This is a genomic window from Olivibacter domesticus (assembly GCF_900109575.1).
In the GTDB taxonomy this organism is placed as follows: Bacteria; Bacteroidota; Bacteroidia; order Sphingobacteriales; family Sphingobacteriaceae; genus Olivibacter; species Olivibacter domesticus.
Genome location: NZ_FOAF01000001.1, coordinates 1,092,508 through 1,110,260, shown reverse-complemented (window position 1 = coordinate 1,110,260; position 17,753 = coordinate 1,092,508). Strand labels below are relative to the sequence as shown.

Annotated in this window: 15 protein-coding genes; 8 read left to right on the top strand and 7 right to left on the bottom strand. The window is 39.1% G+C overall.

What is annotated here, in order from left to right; genetic code table 11:
- Positions 1-308 precede the first annotated feature (308 nt).
- The 4 genes from tkt to BMY50_RS04675 all read left to right on the top strand — a co-directional run bounded on the left by tkt (position 309) and on the right by BMY50_RS04675 (position 4,694).
- The gene (gene tkt, locus BMY50_RS04690; RefSeq protein WP_093319187.1) at positions 309-2,321 is read left to right on the top strand and encodes a transketolase; all 2,013 of its coding nucleotides are present in this window, start codon (positions 309-311) and stop codon (positions 2,319-2,321) included.
- An 86-nt stretch (positions 2,322-2,407) separates the two neighbouring features.
- Positions 2,408-2,863 carry an RpiB/LacA/LacB family sugar-phosphate isomerase gene (locus BMY50_RS04685; protein WP_093319184.1) on the top strand — a complete coding sequence of 152 codons (456 nt, stop codon included), beginning with the start codon at positions 2,408-2,410 and terminating at the stop codon, positions 2,861-2,863.
- Between the two features lie 83 nt (positions 2,864-2,946).
- A complete protein-coding gene (gene tal, locus BMY50_RS04680; RefSeq protein ID WP_093319181.1) occupies positions 2,947-4,074 on the top strand; it encodes a transaldolase in 1,128 nt (375 codons plus the stop codon).
- Positions 4,074-4,694 carry an HAD family hydrolase gene (locus BMY50_RS04675; protein ID WP_093319178.1) on the top strand — a complete coding sequence of 207 codons (621 nt, stop codon included), beginning with the start codon at positions 4,074-4,076 and terminating at the stop codon, positions 4,692-4,694. The genes tal and BMY50_RS04675 overlap by 1 nt, the downstream gene beginning before the upstream one ends.
- A 100-nt stretch (positions 4,695-4,794) precedes the next feature.
- On the opposite strand, the gene miaE is transcribed toward BMY50_RS04675, so the two are convergent.
- Positions 4,795-5,376, bottom strand: coding sequence for a tRNA-(ms[2]io[6]A)-hydroxylase (gene miaE, locus BMY50_RS04670; protein ID WP_093323572.1), 582 nt, complete (start codon positions 5,374-5,376; stop codon positions 4,795-4,797).
- 188 nt (positions 5,377-5,564) lie between these two features.
- On the opposite strand from miaE, the gene BMY50_RS04665 reads away from it, so the two are divergent.
- Positions 5,565-5,768, top strand: a complete 204-nt coding sequence (locus BMY50_RS04665) for a dodecin family protein (protein WP_093323569.1) — start codon at positions 5,565-5,567, stop codon at positions 5,766-5,768.
- Positions 5,769-5,890: 122 nt separating this feature from the next.
- On the opposite strand, the gene BMY50_RS04660 is transcribed toward BMY50_RS04665, so the two are convergent.
- The gene (locus tag BMY50_RS04660) at positions 5,891-6,181 is read right to left on the bottom strand and encodes a hypothetical protein (RefSeq protein WP_093319174.1); all 291 of its coding nucleotides are present in this window, start codon (positions 6,179-6,181) and stop codon (positions 5,891-5,893) included.
- A gap of 161 nt (positions 6,182-6,342) precedes the next feature.
- Here BMY50_RS04660 and BMY50_RS04655 point away from each other — a divergent pair, with 161 nt between their 5' ends.
- A complete protein-coding gene (locus tag BMY50_RS04655; RefSeq protein WP_093319171.1) occupies positions 6,343-7,857 on the top strand; it encodes a choice-of-anchor I family protein in 1,515 nt (504 codons plus the stop codon).
- A 53-nt stretch (positions 7,858-7,910) separates the two neighbouring features.
- Here BMY50_RS04655 and BMY50_RS04650 read toward each other — a convergent pair whose 3' ends face one another.
- Both BMY50_RS04650 and BMY50_RS04645 read right to left on the bottom strand, forming a co-directional pair.
- Complete coding sequence (locus tag BMY50_RS04650) at positions 7,911-8,894, bottom strand: lipase family protein (RefSeq protein WP_093319165.1); 984 nt, start codon at positions 8,892-8,894, stop codon at positions 7,911-7,913.
- 225 nt (positions 8,895-9,119) lie between these two features.
- Positions 9,120-10,493, bottom strand: a complete 1,374-nt coding sequence (locus BMY50_RS04645) for an amidohydrolase family protein (RefSeq protein WP_093319160.1) — start codon at positions 10,491-10,493, stop codon at positions 9,120-9,122.
- A gap of 245 nt (positions 10,494-10,738) precedes the next feature.
- Here BMY50_RS04645 and BMY50_RS04640 point away from each other — a divergent pair, with 245 nt between their 5' ends.
- Entirely contained in the window at positions 10,739-13,252 is a 2,514-nt protein-coding gene (locus tag BMY50_RS04640) for a family 20 glycosylhydrolase (RefSeq protein ID WP_093319155.1), read from the top strand.
- A 183-nt stretch (positions 13,253-13,435) separates the two neighbouring features.
- On the opposite strand, the gene BMY50_RS04635 is transcribed toward BMY50_RS04640, so the two are convergent.
- The 3 genes from BMY50_RS04635 to BMY50_RS04625 all read right to left on the bottom strand — a co-directional run bounded on the left by BMY50_RS04635 (position 13,436) and on the right by BMY50_RS04625 (position 14,874).
- Positions 13,436-13,858, bottom strand: a complete 423-nt coding sequence (locus BMY50_RS04635; protein ID WP_093319150.1) for a GNAT family N-acetyltransferase — start codon at positions 13,856-13,858, stop codon at positions 13,436-13,438.
- Between the two features lie 164 nt (positions 13,859-14,022).
- The gene (locus BMY50_RS04630; RefSeq protein WP_093319146.1) at positions 14,023-14,415 is read right to left on the bottom strand and encodes a hypothetical protein; all 393 of its coding nucleotides are present in this window, start codon (positions 14,413-14,415) and stop codon (positions 14,023-14,025) included.
- 51 nt (positions 14,416-14,466) lie between these two features.
- Entirely contained in the window at positions 14,467-14,874 is a 408-nt protein-coding gene (locus BMY50_RS04625) for a GNAT family N-acetyltransferase (RefSeq protein WP_093319141.1), read from the bottom strand.
- A 415-nt stretch (positions 14,875-15,289) separates the two neighbouring features.
- Between BMY50_RS04625 and BMY50_RS04620 the strand changes: the two genes are divergently transcribed.
- Complete coding sequence (locus BMY50_RS04620; protein ID WP_093319137.1) at positions 15,290-17,635, top strand: ABC transporter permease; 2,346 nt, start codon at positions 15,290-15,292, stop codon at positions 17,633-17,635.
- The last annotated feature ends 118 nt before the right edge of the window (positions 17,636-17,753 follow it).

The following is a 17,753-nucleotide window of genomic DNA, read 5'->3' as shown; positions in this document are numbered from 1 at the left end:
TACTTCACGTTGAAATGGAGAGGTCTATTCGTTTGTAAATCAAAAAAATAGATTTCTCTATTAGAATCTTCCGGTTTGCCTATTTAACAGCCATTATGTTTTTGCCAAACTTTATGGTTATAGCCTAGACCATTCTTGATCTTATTAATTGTAATTTTATGGTAATTTATCTTGCGTAATACAAAATTACCTTTTTTTTGACAAAACATAACCACATTATGTTGTTCATATAATATAGGTTTGTAATATATACTTTAAAGGAATTAACGTAAATCTTCAATTATTAGTTGAACAAATTATCATTGAATATGACAGAGAAAAACATCACTACGATCGACGAATTGAGTATTAACACCATTCGCTTTTTAGCAACTGATATGGTGCAGAAGGCCAATTCGGGTCACCCTGGCTTACCTCTTGGTGCTGCTCCTATGGCTTATGTGTTATGGAGCCGTTTTCTACGCTTTAATCCTAATGATCCTAAATGGCCAAATCGGGATCGTTTTATATTATCTGCGGGACATGGTTCTGCCTTGTTATATAGCTTATTACATCTATATGGTTATGATTTACCGCTATCTGAATTGGAACGTTTTCGACAGCTTGGGTCTAAAACACCGGGTCACCCCGAATCTGTCTTAACTCCCGGCATCGAAGTAACTACAGGGCCACTGGGCCAGGGTTTTGGCAATGGTATTGGAATTGCCATGGCAGAAAAGTTTTTAGCTACAAAATATAATCGAGACGGACATAAATTGATTGATCATTACACCTATAGCATTGTGAGTGATGGCGATTTAATGGAAGGAGTTGCTTCAGAAGCGGCCTCTTTGGCCGGGCACCTTAAATTGGGCAAGCTAATTTATTTATATGATGACAACAAAATATCCTTAGACGGACCAACGAGCTTGGCCTTCACTGAAAACGTACAGGAGCGTTTTAAAGCATACGACTGGCATACACTTACCGTTGAAGATGGGAATGATATAAATGCAATTGAACAGGCAATAAAAGATGCGCAAGCAGAAACAGACCGGCCTACATTAATATCGGTAAAAACAATTATTGGATACGGTAGTCCGCTACAGGGAACCAATAAAGTACATGGGAGCCCCCTAGGTGTTGATAACCTAAAGAAAACCAAAGAGTTTTTTGGATGGGATCCTGAAAAGAATTTCTTTATTCCGGAAGGTGTGAAAGATCATCTTTCTGAAGCAGGGGAAAGAGGCGCTAAGTTACAGGATTTATGGAATACAGATTTTGGTAAGTATAAGGAAAGCCACGTACAGGAGGCGCATGATTTTACCCTTAGTTTCGACGGTGAATTACCCGAGCAGTGGGATGTCGATTTCCCTGTTTTTAAGGCAGGTGATGCGTTGGCTACACGAGAGGCATCTGGCAAAGTGCTAGAGGTTTTGCGTAAAAATGTGCCCTGGCTCATTGGTGGTTCCGCAGATTTAGCCAGCTCTAACAGTACACCCGGAAAAGGCGACGAAAGTTTTCAGCCAGGGCATTACGATCAACGCAATATTTGGTTTGGTGTGCGGGAACATGGTATGGGAGCTATATTAAATGGGATGGCTTCTTACGGAGGCACGCGGGTTTACGGTGGTACTTTTTTGACTTTCTCTGATTACATGCGTGGGGCTATCCGTTTGGCTGCTCTAACCAAAGCACCTGTTACGTATATATTTACACATGATAGTGTGGCACTGGGTGAAGATGGCCCAACTCATCAACCTGTCGAGCAAGTTTCTTCCTTACGTATGTTGCCGAATTTGACGGTAATTCGGCCCGCAGATGCCAATGAAACAATCTTTGCATGGAAAATTGCAATGAGCAGGCTGAAGGGACCAGTAGCATTGATTTTATCACGACAAAAATTACCGGTGATAGATCAGGAAAAATATGCTCCAGCTAGCAACGTAGAAAAAGGCGCTTATATCTTAAGTGATTCGGAAGGCGAACCGGATATTATTTTGATTGCGACTGGTTCTGAAGTTCATTTAATTTTAGAAGTGCAAGAGAAATTAGTTGCCGAAGGCATTAAGGCACGTGTAGTGAGCTTACCATCGTTCGAGATTTTTAATCAGCAGGATAAAGTATACCGGGATTCTGTATTATCACCAAATCAGCCTAAGCGCCTAGCAGTGGAAGCTGGTGTGACGCTACCATGGTACAAGTACATTGGTAGTGAAGGAGATGTGATAGGTATTGATACCTTCGGTGAATCAGGGGAAGGAAACGCCGTTCTGGCGCATTTTGGTTTCACCACGGAAAATATTTACAATAGAGCAAAAGCACTTCTTAAAAATAGTTAATGAAATAGAGATGTAAATAATACTGACACACAGCGCAATTATTATTTACTCGAGCGCTCATTAGCAATTAAAACGAAAATAATAGGATGAAAATAGGTATTGCGGCAGACCATGCCGGATTTGAGCAGAAGGAACAGTTACTAAAACTTCTGGCTGATAATGGTTACCAAGTGGAGGATTACGGCGCTTTTACGTATGACGCGACGGATGACTACCCCGATATAGTTGTTCCCTTGGCTGAGGCGATTTCTAATGGAGAAGTAAGTAAGGGAATTGCCGTATGCGGAAGTGGGGTGGGGGTGTCTGTGGCGGCAAATAAGATTCCTGGTGTAAGGGCAGCCTTAGTAACGGAAAGCTATTCCGCCCATCAGGGGGTGGAGCATGACGATATGAACCTACTCTGTTTAGGTGGTAGGGTAATTGGTTTAGTGCTGATGTGGGAAATAATACAGGCTTATCTTAAAGCTAATTATGATGGTGGTGAACGCTTTCAGCGTCGCTTGGATAAAGTTATTGCATTAGAAAAAAAATATAGGATATGAAACCATCATGATTTATTCAAACCACACAAGGGGATGGATAAATCTGATAGCTTCATCACCATTAAAAAACAAAAAATAAACAGATGAAAAATCCATTAGCAAGAATTCCAGATTTTGGCCAAAGTATTTGGCTTGATTATATAAAAAGGTCATTCATTCAATCGGGTGAGCTAAAGAAGTTGATTGATGAAGACAATCTAAAAGGGGTAACATCAAACCCTGCTATTTTTGAGGAGGCTATTGCCCGAAGCAACGACTATAATGAAACCATTCAGGAGTTGGCCAAAACAGACCTTTCAACGGAAGATATCTTTTTAAAAATTGCCATTGAAGATGTGCAGCATGCTGCAGATCTATTTAAAGGTGTATATCATGATACAAAGGCGCTTGATGGCTACGTAAGTTTAGAAGTCTCACCTGGTTTAGCTTTGGATACTGAAGGGTCTATATTAGAGGCAAGATCATCTTGGAAAGCATTAAATCGTGAGAATGTGATGATCAAAATTCCAGGTACAAAAGAAGGTTTGCCTGCTATTAAGCAATTAATCAGTGAAGGTATTAATATTAATGTAACCCTATTGTTTGGGTTGGATAGGTATCGTGAGGTGGCAGAGGCGTATATTGCTGGCTTAGAGGAACGCGCAGCGAAGGGTGAATCCTTAGAAAATATCGCATCGGTGGCCAGCTTCTTTTTAAGTCGTATTGACACGATTGTTGATCCTATGTTGGAGCAGGTTATTCAGGATAATCCTAGCAGGGCCACCAAAGCTAAACAACTATTAGGTACTATTGCTATTGCCAGTGCCAAGGTTGCTTACCAGATTTATAAGGAGCTTTTCCTCTCAGAACGTTTCAGCGTTTTGGAAGCGAAAGGTGCTAAGCCACAACGCTTGTTATGGGCCAGCACCAGCGTTAAAAATAAGGCATATGATGATTTGATGTATATTGAAGCGCTCATAGGTCGCGATACTGTTAACACGGTACCCAAGGAGACACTTGATGCTTACCGCGATCATGGGGATCCAGCCTCACGCTTGCAGCAAAATTTAGAACATGCACGTTATGAACTTTATCAATTAGAAGATGTGGTGGGTATTAAACTTTCTCAGGTTACCCAACAATTGGAGGATGAAGGTATTCAGAAATTTATTAAGCCTTTTAATAGTTTAATGGATGTACTTGCTCAAAAACGTGAGGAGGCCGCTATTTAATGCCAGCAAAAGAGTTAACAATTAAAGCACTCTTTCTAGATATAGGAGGAGTGTTTTTAACAAATGGGTGGGATACACAAGCTCGAAAGGAAGCAGCAAATAAGTTTTCATTAGATTTTGAAGAGCTGAATGGTCGACATCGTATTATATTCGATGCTTACGAATCGGGTAAAACAAGTCTGGACGAATACCTGGACTTACTGGTTTTTTATGAGCAGCGACCTTTCTCTAAACAAGCACTCAAAGACTTCATGATGGAAAAATCTCAAGCATATCCTGATATGATTACGTTAGTTAGTACACTGAAACACAAGTATCGTTTACGTACAATTGCTGTAAATAATGAGGGCCGTGAGCTTAATGAGTATCGCATTAAACAGTTTGGATTAAAAGATTTTATCGATGTGTTCGCTTCGTCATGTTTTGTTCATGCACGCAAGCCAGATAAAGATATTTATCAGTTTGCACTCGACTTGGCACAGGTTGATCCCGCTGAAACTATTTATGTAGATGATCGACCTGTTTTTATACAGGCTGCCGAGCGATTAGGTATAAAGACCATTCATCATACAGACACAGCGAACACCGAAATAGCTTTTGCTCAGTATGGATTAAAATAACTGTAATATCTTGTAAAAGGTAATAGCTCAATAAAAAGGGGCAGCCTGCATGGATTGCGGTGCCCCTTTTTATTGCTGCAACTTACTTGGTTTTCTTGCTTTAACCATGAACTGTTTGTGTTTTTCCATAGTGCTGAATAAGTTTTCCCTCAAAGGTAAGCCATTCTTTCCATCGCTTATCTACATCAACATCCACGCTGTACCTGCGCGCAAAATTTAAAAAAGTTGTATAGTGGTTTGCTTCTGATACCATTAGATCGTAATAGAATTTAGCCAGCTCTTTGTCGTTAATATGCTGTGATAATACCCGGAAGCGCTCGCAGCTACGGGCCTCGATCATAGCGGCGAAAAGTAGGCGATCTATAAAGGCCATATTACGGCTTCCATCTTTTTTGGCGAACTTCATGAGCTGATTTACATAATCGTCTTTACGTTCCCTACCTAAAGTATAGCCGCGTTTGTGAATGATATCAATTACCATTTGAAAATGTTGCATTTCTTCGATCGCTATTATGGTTAGCTCGTGTACTAATTCCTGATGCTCTGAATTGTAAGCGATTAAAGATATTGCATTGGAGGCAGCCTTTTGTTCGCACCAGGCATGATCAGTTAATATCTCTTCTAGATTTGATTCAGCAATAATAGCCCATCGGGGATCTGTTGATAATTTTAGTCCAAGCATAAAGATTTCATTTTTACGATTCGCCAATTTAGAAATATCTATCAAGTTTATAAATATTATGTAGCAAAACATTGGCGTTTTTTATTACGTGATATGTGACAATCATATATTTTTATAAAATTGAAACTAAAATTAAGGCCGTTTGTTCACTAAGAACCAATTATTTTTTCACAAAAAAAGCAAAGATCATGAGTATTGTAAAAGTAATAGAAGTAATAGCCTCATCAGAAAACGGTTTTGAAGATGCTGTACGTAATGCAGTTAAAGAGGTATCATTGACGGTAAAAAACATAGATTCGGTTTATGTAAAAGATTTTAAAGTGCATGTTAAGAATGGAGAAATTGCCTCTTTTGGGGCTATCTGTAAAGTGGCTTTTCGTGTTGAACATTGATGTTTTTTTATACAACTTTTGTTCACAGTCTTTGTTAAAAATGGTTCCCCTATTTGTTCCGAGAAGCGGTTTTGCTACGCTTACTCGTCGCAGAACAAACCTCATTTGTCGGAACCATTTTCTTAGCACTCACGCTGTGAGTCGGTTTCTTCGGCTATGAATAACTCGGGATAAGCCTGTAATTGATAGTCTCTAAGATGCTTTTCAGCGACGGTTCGGTATCCAAATGTTTCAAGTACATCGATATTCTGTATAAGGTATTGAATAATGGTATCATTATTATAGTCGTTCTGACGAATTTTTAAGATATCTTCCCATTTCGTTTTTGGGTATAGCTTTATAAGATGTTTCTTTCTATCTACGTTCGACTTAAATTGGGCGGCTACTATTTTATAATAATGCGTATTGTCCATGTGGGTAAGAAATTGCTAAAAGCCTTTTACTGAAAAGTTTATTTATACTAATTTAATTAGCAAATATATAAATTTGTTTGCTATATATTTAGTGTTTATGTAATGATTTGTTAATAATTTGTTCATCTCGATTAAATAGTTTCACAACATTAAAAATCGAGATGTATCATAAAATCAAAATAAGCCTATTGGTAGGTATCATTGCATTAGCTGCATGCAAAAAGAATGACACAAAGGGAGAGGAACCTGTTGTAAATGAAGATCCCAGCACTTTTACAGAAATTGGTCAAATTGATATCGGCGATGTCGGTGCGGCAGAAATCTCTGCATTTGACCCCTCCACCAACCGTTTATTTGTTGTAAATAATAGCGAAGTCAATAAAATCGATGTAATCGATATGAAGGACCCGGTCTCCATGACTGTTATCGGCTCGATCAGCGTGCAACCTTATGGCGGTGTGGTTAATAGTGTGAGTGTTTCTAATGGAAAATTAGCGGCGGCTATTGAGTCACTTGATAAACAAGCCGCTGGTAAATTGGTGGTATTTCAAACAAGTGATTATCACGAACTGGCAGCGGTCTCGGTGGGTGCTTTGCCAGATATGGTAACTTTTTCTCCAGACGGAAAGTATATTTTAACTGCCAATGAAGGAGAGCCTAATGCCGACTATACAAATGATCCTACTGGTAGTATTTCCATTATTTCTGTGGAGGAAAACTATACAGTGTCTACGTTAGACTTTGCTGATCTTGCTAATCAAGAGGAGGACCTTAAATCCAAAGGTTTTAGAATCTTCGGTCCGTCCAATGATTTCGCCAAAGACATAGAGCCGGAATATATTACGGTTTCTGCTGATTCAAAGACCGCTTGGGTTACTTTACAGGAAAATAATGCGATTGCAAAAATCAATATTAGTTCAAAAACAATAACGGATATCTATCCACTAGGCTTTAAAGACTATAATTTAGCAGGAAACGAGATTGATGTTAGTGACAAGGATGATGGTATGGAGCCAAAGAAATGGAATATAAAAGGGATTTATATGCCAGATGCCATTGCAGTACTCGAAACGAATGGTACACCGTTTTTGTTTACGGCGAATGAAGGGGATGCTCGTGAATATGACGCATTTGAGGAATTGGATCGTATAAAGAATGTAAGCTTAGACCCCACAAGTTTTCCTGATGCTGCTACCTTACAAAAGGATGAAATGCTTGGCAGGCTAAACATCACTACTACCTTAGGAGATAATGACCATGATGGTGATTTCGAAACACTTTATTCTTTAGGCGCCAGATCTTTTAGTGTGTGGAATGGAAATGACGGCTCACAGGTATACGACAGCAAAAACGAGTTAGATAAAAAAGTAACAGAAGCAGGTTTTTATGATGATGGTAGGAGTGATGATAAATCAGTTGAGCCGGAAGGCATCACGATTGGAAAAATTGGTAATACAAATGTAGCTTTCGTAGGAATGGAGCGAGCCGATGCTGTTGCTGTATATGATATCAATAATCCAATTCAACCAAAATTTTTGCAGCTATTACAATCTGGTGATGCGCCTGAAGGAATTATGATGGTCAAGGCGGAAGATAGCCCGACTAAAAAGACTTTATTGATTGTTAGTAGTGAAGAGGATGGCGTCATAAAGGTATATACACCAAAAACCATTTAGTTTTCTTCTACAGGTATTCGCATTCAGGGGTGCATGGCGCACCCCTCTTTGATCTATATCAAACGGCTTCGTTCATTTAATTCGTTCGTCAAGGATACTCCTAAATAATTGGCGTAATTGCTCATGGCATGTTGAGAACCGGCTTGGTAAAACCAGTCTTCAATAGTATTGCTTTCATATTTGGTGTCTAGTGCATTGAAGAATATTTTATAATTGGCAGCTTGTTGCTGGTAGTGATATGGATAAAATACACCTGCCAGCAGCATAAAGGCCTCTCTTAGACTAATAACGTGTCCCTTGTAGGTAAACGTGATTTTTCCCGCGGAAGGTGCTGGAAAATATAATAAAGTAAGCTCCAAAATTGCTGCTGAAACGGGGAATTTTGGAACGATATCGTTACTGTTTTCGTAATGCCAGGCATTTGAAATTTTACTGTCCAAATCTGTTGCAAAATCGCTGTTGCCAGCAGCAGGTGCCGCAAATGTAAATAAAGAGGTGTTGCTAAAGGTGAGTCCATCTTGTGCCAGCGCAGCAACAAAATAAGATGCGTACACATTGGCAATGTTACCTCCCAAACTATGCCCGGTAATAATAACTTGTTTTCCCGGTATGACCGCATTATTTTTAAGATAATCGTAAATGAGTGTTCCGGAATTTAAGGAGTCTTGCATGTTCTGCACATTCGTGAAGGCGGTAAAAGCACCCTGACTTATTAAAGCACTGTTTGATACAGCATAAGGCCAATTAACACGTGTTATTACGTCGAGGTCTTCGATTACCCAATTAGCAAAAGCATACCAATCTGTAAAAACTTCATTGGGGGGTAATGAACCACGTATTGCTAGCGCATATTGTGTTTGCAAGGAGTCGGTAGCAATAAAAGCATAATTACCATCAATGGTTTGATTACCATCCCAAACAATTTTCCAGCCAGGTAGGAGTATGTCCATATCTTGCTGTGGATTATTGCTATAGGTAATGGCAGCAAGGAGCACAGCAATCTGTTGTGTATTGAGTTGTTTAATGCTAGTGTTCATATGTTTGACTTTTAAAGTGAAATACAAAAGTGCTTTCTTCTGTACATATCAAAGCTAGGCGCAATAAACAACGGTAAAAAGAGTATAAATACCCGATTTTTTTTTCAGGTACTTATACCTATAAGAATGTTTAGACGGTGGAATGAATATAGTTAAGTTATCGATATAGAACAGAGCAGAGAATAATGAATCCGCTAAAAATAAGATGAATCGATTTCCAACCTATTACTTAACTAAAGGACCTTTACTTACTGTTTTACCAGCTTTATATACCGCCTCAATTTTACGTGTATTTTTAACGTCTTTTTCCGGACTTTCACTGAGCACAATAAAGTCGGCAATTTTTCCAACTTCGATGGTACCATAATGCGCTGCTATTTGTAAAACGGCGGCACCATTTTTGGTGGCCACGGTAATGGTCTGCAAAGGATCGATGCCAGCCTGCACCATTAATTCCAGTTCTAAATGCTCTGAAAAACCTTGGGCACGTAAGGGGTTTGCGCCTGAATCTGTACCCATGGCGATTAAGACACCTGCATCATAAAGCTTTTTAAGATTTTTTAAAGCGATTTCAAAACCGTTCACATTACGCGCATAAGCTGGTGAGTTCCTTACGCTTTCCTGGTACTTGGTTGATGTAATCATTTCATATACGCCTGGCTCAAGGGAAGCCTTGAAAAATGGATCATTGATCCAATCGGGCTTACGTGCATAAATAAAGGAAAATTCATCTAGCGATAGCGTGGGGATATAGGCTACCTTCCGTGCTTTCATTTCCTGTATCAATACATCATCTATAACACTATCACGAATGCTATGCCCAATGATGTCGACACCGCTGGCCACTAATTTCCGCGCATCCGAGAGGTAGTATACATGCGCCGCCACACGCATCTTATGCTTGTGCGCTTCGTTAATGATTGTTTGGTAGATGGCGGGCTCCATTTTTTTGAAGCTTCCTCCGAAATTATCTTGCCATAATTTTATGATAGAAACGTTCAACCGGGCAAGGCTATCGATTTCACCAGGTACCTGTTCTGCAGTTTTAGGCCGATAAATATAATCCTTACCATGCTCCAATGCGGGTGAGGGGCCATTTGGAATACTAAATCCATAGCCTGCGGAATAAATACGTGCACCGGGTAAAAGTCCTTTTCTACTAGAGTCGCCAAGACCTGTTTCAAATAGCAAGGGTCTATCTGTTCCCATCACCTGGATATTGGTAACACCGTAATCCATGTACTTTTTAAGTTGGTTGAGGATGTTTTCGCGCGTGTAGTTTTCTTCCCTTGTGCTTAAATCTTTTAACGTTCCAATATGTGTGTGCGCACTGATCAATGCTGGTATAATGGTCTTCCCTTTCAGATCGATAACCTTTTTCGCTGAGGTATTCAAATCTTTTCCAATGGCAGAAATAGTATCCCCCTGTATGAGAATGTTGGTTTGTTTCACCGGGATGCCACCATTGCCATCTACTAGATTTACATTTTTTAAAAGTATACTATCTTTTTCAGTATTGGTGGACGGTCTATTATTGCAGGCCATTAATAGACTTGTAACGAACAGGATGGGGCTTATTACACGGATATTTGTTCTCATAGCTATTGATTTTAGGTTCTCATTTACTCATTCATGCTATTTTAATGGTTAGCCAATGTTGAGTTACGCTATTATTTTAACTGTTAAAGATAAGGTTTTTTGTTATTAATCAGCTGTCTCGATGGAATCGTTGTTAAGCTTTTCATTGGGTTGAATGAAAGATTTATGGAAAAAATTTCGAAATTAAAAATATAATACGATTTTTATGGCAAGTATAGGCCCCCAGTAAAAAAATAAATATTCCGATGAAGATAATTAACATACTAAGCCTCTCATTGATTTGTTTAATGGCATGCTCCGGTAAAAGAGAAGGTAATAATGTAACCGCTCCTATAACATTAAAATGGCGCGTGTCTGATCATTCACAGCAGCATGCAAATGAGAGTCTTTCTACCTTAACGCTTTTGAATACCACCGAAGAGGCCTTACCTAAAAATGGATGGAAGCTCTACTTCAATATAGGGAATATTAAAATAGCGGAAGGCGATAGTAGTCACCTCCATACTCGACATGTTAACGGAGATTTCTTTTTGCTGGAACCTGATTCGAGTTTCGCGGGGTTAAACGTTGGGGATTCACTGAAAGTGAACGTCACATCACGCCGGTTTAAGAATTTAACAGATTTTCCTAATGGTTTTTATATAGTGCTGGAGAGCGATTCGAGTAAAGGGATTTCCATTCCTTTTTCCATCGATACGCCAGCATACGTGCGTCAGCATGAAGAAATGTTAAACGCGAAGATATACGACCAAAATACGCGTATTTCAGCTGTAGATAGCAACCAAATACCTCCACTTTTTCCAACACCAAAATACTATAAAAGAAATGAAGGGGTTTTTAAACTAAATGCGCAGACAACGATTTCCGCTGACACGGCATTTCTTGCCGAAGCAAAATACTTGGCCAAAACATTGGGAGAATTTACCGGTTCGGAAATAGACGTTCTGCAACAGCAAAACACGGCTACGATACAGATCCAACAAAAGAAACTAGCTTCCAATGAAGCCTATGAGTTGGAGATAACATCTCAGCATATTGTTATAAGAGCGTCGGGCAGTGCAGGTGCATTTTACGCAATACAGTCTATTAAAACACTTACCGCGCCCGACCTTTGGAAGAATAAACAAAAAGAGATATCATTGCCATCACTTGTTGTACAAGATGAACCCCGATTTGCTCATCGTGCTTTTATGTTAGACGTAGCAAGAAACTTTCAGCCGAAAGATCAGGTAAAGAAAGTGTTGGATCTAATGGCACTTTATAAACTAAATGTCTTCCATTTTCATTTAGTGGAGGATGAGGGCTGGAGACTGGAAATCCCAGGTTTGCCGGAGCTTACTGAGGTAGGTGCTCACAGAGGGCATACACGGGATGAGAAGGACCGTCTTTTGCCTTCTTATGGATCAGGACCTACTACAGATAATCTGTCAGGAAACGGATTCTATTCAAGGAAAGACTTTATTGAAATATTGCGATACGCCAAAGATCGGCATATCGAAGTGATAACGGAAATCGAAACACCCGGGCATGCGCGCGCGGCTATTAAGGCGATGGACGAACGTTATGCAAGGCTAAAAGCCGAAGGAAAAGAAAAGGAAGCTTCCATGTATCTGTTACGGGATCTAGCAGATAAATCATCCTACGAATCGGTTCAAGGCTTTCATGATAACGTAATTAACGTTGCTTTACCCTCTGTATATACTTTTCTCACCAAGGTAAGCGATGAACTCATCGCTATGTATGCAGAGGCCGGAGCCCCTTTGCGTACTATCCATTTTGGAGGAGATGAGGTGCCCAATGGTGTTTGGGAAAACTCCCCGGCCGTTCAAAAGCTCATGGCCAGTAACGTTGCTATTAAATCGCCGGAAGACCTATGGTACTATTATTTCAATAAACTCCATGAAATGCTTGCTAGCAGGGAGCTTTTTCTTTCTGGATGGGAGGAAGTTGGTTTACGTAAAGTAACGGCAGCAGATGGAACCAAGAAGATGGAAGTGGAAAAACGTTTTGTGCATAATAATTTCTATTTGGACGTTTGGAATAATCTTTCCGGTAATGAAGATCTTGCATACAAATTGGCAAATGCCGGCTATAAGGTAGTCTTAACGAATGTGACCAATATGTATGTTGATTTGGCCTACAATCCTAGTTTTTATGAGATGGGGCAATATTGGGGCGGTTATGTTGACATAGAGAAGCCCTTTAGTTTTATTCCGTACGACTATTATAAGAATCAGACCGAAGATGAAAAGGGAAATCCACTGAAGTCGGGTCATTTTAGTGGTAAGGAAAAGCTAACCGCGTTTGGTAAAACGAACATTGTAGGCGTTCAATCTCCCCTTTGGGCAGAAAAAATTACCTCCAAAGAGAAACAGGAATACCTGTTATTACCTAAGATTTTGGGTTTGGTAGAACGGGCATGGGCTCCGGATCCTTCGTGGGCTAGGTCGGGTAATCAAGAAGAATACCAGAAGGCCTGGTCGGCATTTTTACATACAGTAGCTAAGCGTGAGCTTGCTCGGCTTGATTTTTATAATGGCGGCTACCTTTATCGGGTTTCAACTCCTGGGGTCAAGAAGATTGGAGATAAAATACATGCTAATATCCAACTTCCAGGGTTTACCATACATTATACAACAGATGGTTCTGAACCTACCATAAAGAGCCCGGTTTATAAAGACCCACTTCCGTTTGAAAAGGGAATGAAATTCAGTGCCTTTAACAATCAAGGAAGAAGCGGTAGGAGCGTGCAGTTGTAGTTTTGTATTAAACAAAGGTCCTGTCAACATTCTCCCTAGGTTAGACAAACATGAGATTATAGCGTTGAACGGGAGGTTTTGGAGAAGGGAACATTTGGTTACGCTAATGATGCAGCATCCTATTCTGATATGAATAAATTATTTGGTTAATTTTCGTTCGCGAGGAAAGAGTACTGGTTTCTTCTATGAAAAAGGTAATCTTTCCATCATTTTATCTGGCTCTGAAAGCGATTGAAAACCGAACTTTTCGTACAAGCTGTGGGCATCCTTTGTGCCAAGTCCCCATCTTTTAAGTCCTTGTAGATCTTGATGGTTAACTACTGCGTTTATAAGTTGTTTCCCCAGACCTTTTCCCTGATAATCGTCTAACACAAATACATCCATTAACCAAGCAAATACAGCATAATCACTCACCACTCGAGCAAAACCAAGTTGTTTATTCGTGTTATCATAGATACCAAAACATAATGAATGTTGAATCGATTTTTCAATTGTTTCTTTGCTTCTGCCTTTTGCCCAATAGGATTCTAGGCTTAGGTAATGATAGATTAAGTTGATATCTAAAAGTGATTTATCCGTAGAAATATAAAGGTTATCTTTTTTCATCTGTAAATAATTTTTTATCCATCGGTCAGATGGAGCTTACCATGTTGAAAATTTACATTTCCCTGTGTGATAAAAATGAAATTTTAAACATGGACGGTTCATAATCATTAGAAATTTTACTGGATCCATGACTTTACTAATAAATCTCGATTCAGAACAAAAAACTATAATAACATATCTTTTAAAATGGATAAAAACTGTTCATTTGAGGTGTAAAAATGGCGATAATTGACAATGAGGTATATGACGTTATACAGATTATATTTTATTCTCAAAGGCTTCCAGAATATACCGAAATTTTTGACTGAAGAAGCCGTATATAATTCGTCAAAGCCGTAATATAATTCCGTTATGTTTCTTAATGATATATTTGTAGCTTCATCTCCATATAAAATAATTTCTGCTTCGGTTAAAAGTATATTACCACTATGTTTTGAGAGTGGAGGAACAAATGAAAAGTGTCTTATACTAAACCGCTCATCGTAGTTCATATTCTGAATTTCAAAATCATGTATCCACAGTGCTTGGTTTTCAAATAGTACTTGTTGATCTTTCATCGCTTTAGCGTATCTTTTTCTTCTTAATTTGTTGGTTATCCGTTCTATTATTTAATGTTCATCTCCATTATAGATCCACATAGCTTCTGTTTTTCCAGCTTTTACAAATCCGACTTTCTTATAGAAATCGATTGCCTGCTCATCAGCAGTTAACATTTGCATATGAAAATGACCATACTTGTCTTTCATCTTGTTCATAATTAGCTGACCAATACCTTTTCCCTGATAGTCTGGGTGAACAAGCAAATGCGGATAATATACAACCAAGTGACCATCCGAGATAGCGTTACAGATACCTACCAATTTATCGTCATCCCATGCGGAAAACAACGAATGGGAATTTCTAAGTGCGTTGATCAGCTCTACGGTTTTTTTTGCTGAACTCCATTTATTTGCACGATATAAATCAATAATGGCTGATGATGAGATGTCTCTTCTTTCAGAAATTGTTATAGTCATTAAAATAAATTTAGGGATGTTATAAGGTAAATATAATTATTATTTTAATAAATATTTCGCTTAAATACTCCCTCAGGTCTATTTTTACTAATGATCCCATGATGATAAAAGGAATGATGATTAATTGCCGAAGTATTATCCGAAAAAAAATCGGAATAGCTAAAACAAATAAGCAAAAATCTCGTTTAGAGTAGTAGGTTTAGGTTGATTATATAACAAAGGCTCTTGCTTCCCAAAGCGGAGCCTTTGTTGCTTCAATAATAAATTTACAAAAAAATATGTCTCAAAACGAACAATAAGTGTTCGAATCCGTACAGTACTTTAAATAGCAATGTGCATGGAACCGCTTTATCGCTCGTTTCTTTGAAATGGCTTTGTATTTGAAGCTGAGCTATCAACCATATTTTATTGTGATATGCTCAAACATTATTTTCGGATTGCTACGCGCTCCATGCTGCGTTATAAATCGTACACGGCCATTAATATTTTCGGTCTGGGTTTAGGACTTGTTTCTTGTATATTAATCTTTCTTATCGTTAGAAATGAACTCAGTTACGATCAGTATCACGGTCAGGCGGACCGGACCTATCGGATAACATCACTTGGCTTAGACTATAATCCTAGTGTTTCTTTTGCGGTAGCTCCAGCTATCAGGAATGATTTCCCGGAATTGGAACATATTTCGCAATATTATTATTGGCAAGAGAGTATGATCGAAATTGGCCATGAGCGTCGTATTATAAAAGATATAGGCGCGGCCGACGGTGAATTTGCAAGGATATTCGATTTAGAATGGTTGGCTGGCGATCCTAAATCGGCGCTAGCGGTTCCAAATACGATTGTACTTACAAAGAGTATTGCGAAACAATATTTTGGAGATAAAAATCCTGTCGGAGAAGTAATCCGCATGGATAATAATTGGGACCTGAAAGTAACGGGCATAATTAAAGATCTGCCCAGTAACACTCATTTAACATTTAAATCACTGGTATCATGGGAGACATTTCATGATAAAACAACCAACTTTTGGTCTATACAAGGGGGATATCTGTACGTCACCTTACCTGAGGGACTGTCTGCCCGAAGTATAGAGGGAAGACTTCCCGCATTTATTAAAAAGAATTGGGGTGAAGAAATTGAAAAAGAAGGCAAACTATTATTACAGCCATTAACCGATATACATTACGATCAGCGATATATCAACCAGACCAGCATGCCACGCTCCAAAAAGAGTATCTATGGTTTAGCGGCCGTTGGCCTATTTATTTTAGTAATAGCCTGTATAAATTTCGTTAATATAGCGACGGCATTTGCTGTAAAGCGTTCAAAAGAAGTAGGCATTCGTAAGGTAATAGGGGCCAAGCCTATACAGATCATAAAGAGCGCACTTTTGGAAATAATACTTCAAGTGTTGATGGCTTTAATATTAGCATTGGGAAGCCTATTGTTATTTATGCCTCATACAGAGAATGTGTTCGGTGTTCGTATTTCTTCAAATCAGCTCTTTCAGGCTGATGTTGTCATCGGCCTTTTGCTGATTTCGTTGTTTGCTGTTTTGATTTCCGGCTTATACCCTGCCTTGATACAGTCGCGATTTAATCAATTACAAATCTTAAAATCGCCTTTTTCTACAGCTGTTAAGGGGCGTTCAACCTTAAAAAAAGGACTGATTGGTGTACAATTCTTAGTGACTCAATTGCTTATTATGAGTACATTCATTGTTGCTCAACAAATGGATTTTTTCCTTAATAAGGATATAGGTTTTGACAAAGAATCGATTATAACTTTTGGTGTAGGAAAAAATCCTGAAGGATTGCGCCACCTCCTTTCAAAGCAACCCGGGGTTAAAGACTTTAGTTTTGCATCGGCTGCACCAGCATATAATATGCGATACATGCCGTTTTCAGCACCCCACTTAGGAATGGATGAAGTGGATGTCACGGAGGCGAAAGTGGTTGATGAAAATTATCTTTCCATGTTTAAAATAGAGATGTTAGCCGGCCTGCCTATTGCTAAGAAGACAACAAAAGACAGTATCCAGAAAATTGTAGTCAATAAAACGTTTATAACACGACTGGGTATACGTGATCCAAACGATGCCCTGGGCGAGCAGGTGATAGTGGGAGATCGTCGCGCAGAGATTCAGGGAGTCGTAGCTGATTTTCAAAGTGAGTCGAAACATAAAAAAATCAGAGCCTGTTTTCTATATTATGATCCTGAGGGGTTCTACCAGGCAAGTGTGAAGCTTCAATCGGGAAATATAAAGGAAACAATTACAGCGATTAATAAGGAATGGTCAATACTAAACCCGGAGTCTTTATTTAACTATGAATTTCTCGATAATAAAGTTGCCAGATTGTATGAGCGAGAGCAAACGCTTTATAGTACTTTTAAGGTTTTTACTATCATTGCTATCATCATCAGCTGTGTAGGATTGTTGGGTCTTGTGTCTTTAATGGCTGTGCAGCGTGTAAAAGAGATTGGTGTGCGCAAGGTGTTGGGTGCTTCGGTGCAAAATATCGTCGCTCTCTTTTTAAAAGACTTTGTAGTATTAATATTGATGGCCTTTGTGATAGCGGTGCCCGTCGCTTGGTATGCGATGCATGGTTGGCTGCAAGAATTTGCTTATCAGATTAACATTGTGCCCCTGCACTTTATTGTGGCCTTGCTCACCACCCTTTTTGTCGCGGGGATTACTGTTTTTGTCCGGAGCTTCGTAGCCGCGACGGGTAATCCGATTAAAGCAATAAAAGAAGAGTAGAAACGCACTAGAATGAAGGGTTTGAGGGAGGGAATAGTCTACCATCCTTGCAAATAACTATATCAATATTGCCAAATACCTTTAATTTGGTTGATTTTTTCTATATGCACAGCTATAT